The organism is Streptomyces alkaliphilus (assembly GCF_014141535.1).
Taxonomy (GTDB): domain Bacteria; phylum Actinomycetota; class Actinomycetes; order Streptomycetales; family Streptomycetaceae; genus Streptomyces; species Streptomyces alkaliphilus.
Window position 1 is genome coordinate 1 of sequence record NZ_VKHT01000911.1, and the last position, 2,024, is coordinate 2,024.

1 protein-coding gene is annotated in these 2,024 nt (G+C 73.4%); it reads right to left on the reverse strand.

The window, feature by feature from the left end; all coding sequences use genetic code 11:
- Positions 1–136: 136 nt before the first annotated feature.
- Positions 137–1,981 carry an ABC-F family ATP-binding cassette domain-containing protein gene (locus tag FNQ90_RS21050; RefSeq protein ID WP_182607795.1) on the reverse strand — a complete coding sequence of 615 codons (1,845 nt, stop codon included), beginning with the start codon at positions 1,979–1,981 and terminating at the stop codon, positions 137–139.
- Between the last annotated feature and the right edge of the window lie 43 nt (positions 1,982–2,024).

Here is a 2,024-nt window from a genome sequence, read left to right on the forward strand (position 1 = left end):
CCCCCGGCCCGTCCCCCGACCAGCCGTCAACTTCCCGATGACTCCCGGGAACTGACCGCGTGTCGGCCGAACACCGATCGGAGACCGACCGCGGACCGACAGCGCGTCGAGCCGGCGGACCCTTCGACCGACCGGCTCAGGCGCCCTCGGCCAGCTCCAGCCAGCGGGTCTCCAGCTCCTCCCGGCGCTCGACGACCTCCCGCAGCTCCGTGTCCAACTCGGCGACCCGGGTGAAGTCGGTGGCGTGCTCGGCCATGCTCGCGTGCAGCCGCGCCTCCCGCTCCCCCAGCTTGTCCAACTGCCGCTCGATGCGCTGCTGCTCCTTCTGCGCCTCGCGGGAGAGCTGCGCCGGCGAGGCCGCCGGCCGCTCCCGCTCCGCAGCCGGGGCGGCCTTGGCCTGCTCGTCCTCGGCGGAGCGCACGGCCGCCCGCCGCTCCAGGTACTCGTCCAGGCCGCGCGGCAGCATCCGGAGCCGGGCGTCGCCCAGCAGGGCGAACACCCGGTCGGTGGTGCGCTCCACGAAGTACCGGTCGTGGCTGATGACCACCAGCGAGCCGGGCCAGCCGTCGAGCAGGTCCTCCAGCTGGGTGAGGGTCTCGATGTCCAAATCGTTGGTGGGCTCGTCGAGGAAGAGCACGTTCGGCTCGTCCATCAGCAGGCGCAGGATCTGCAACCGGCGTCGCTCACCGCCGGAGAGGTCGCCCACCGGCGTCCACTGCTTCTCCTTGCCGAAACCGAACCGCTCGCAGAGCTGACCGGCGGTCATCTCCCGTCCCCCGCCCAGGTCCACCCGGGCGCGCACCCGCTCCACCGCCTGCAACACCCGCCAGGTCGGGTTGAGTTCGGCGACCTCCTGGGAGAGGTACGCCAGCCGGACGGTGCGGCCCACCCGGATCGTGCCGGAGACGACACCGTGCGCCCCTCCGGTCTCCCCGCCGGCGGCCTGTCGCCCGGCGGCGTCGGCCAGGGCCCTCAGCAGCGAGGTCTTGCCCGCGCCGTTGACACCCACCAGGCCGACGCGGTCGCCGGGGCCGAGCTGCCAGGTGAGGTCGGTCAGCAGGGTCTTCTCCCCCGCCCGCAGCGTGACGTGTTCCAGGTCGAAGACGGTCCTGCCCAGGCGGGCGTTGGCGAAGCGCATCAGCTCCGCGCCGTCGCGCGGCGGCGGCACGTCGGCGATCAGGGCGTTGGCCGCCTCGACCCGGAAACGGGGCTTGCTGGTGCGGGCCGGGGCCCCCCGGCGCAGCCAGGCCAGCTCCTTGCGGACCAGGTTCTGCCGCTTGGCCTCCTCGGTGGCGGCGATCCGCTCCCGCTCGGCACGGGCGAAGACGTAGTCGCTGTACCCGCCGTCGTAGCCGTGGACGGTGCCGCGCTGCACGTCCCAGATCCGGGTGCACACGGTGTCCAGGAACCACCGGTCGTGCGTGACGCAGACCAGTGCCGAGCGCCGGGAGCCGAGGTGGTGGGCGAGCCAGGCGATGCCCTCCACGTCGAGGTGGTTGGTCGGCTCGTCCAGCACCAGCAGGTCCTGCTCGGCGATCAGCAGCCGGGCCAGCGCGATGCGCCGGCGCTCGCCGCCGGAGAGCGGGCCGATGACGGTGTCCAGTCCGTCGGCGAAACCGGGCAGGTCCAGGCCGCCGAACAGGCCGGTGAGCACGTCGCGGATCCGGGCGTCGCCGGCCCACTCGTGGTCGGCCCGGTCGCCGATGATCTCCTGCCGCACGGTGGCGGCCGGGTCGAGCGAGTCGTGCTGGGTGAGCACGTCCACCCGCAGGCCGCCGGAGTGCACGACGCGGCCCGCGTCGGCCTCCTCCAGCGCCGTGAGGACGCGGATCAGGGTGGTCTTGCCGTCGCCGTTGCGGCCGACGACTCCGATGCGGTCGCCCTCGGCGACGCCGAGGGACACGCCGTCCAGCAGGGTCCGGGTGCCGTGGACCTTGGTGACGGACTCCAGGTTGACGAGGTTCTTCGCGGGGGCTGCCATGGGCTCTCAGTCCGAAGCTGTGGTCACGGGCGGGGTTCTGGGG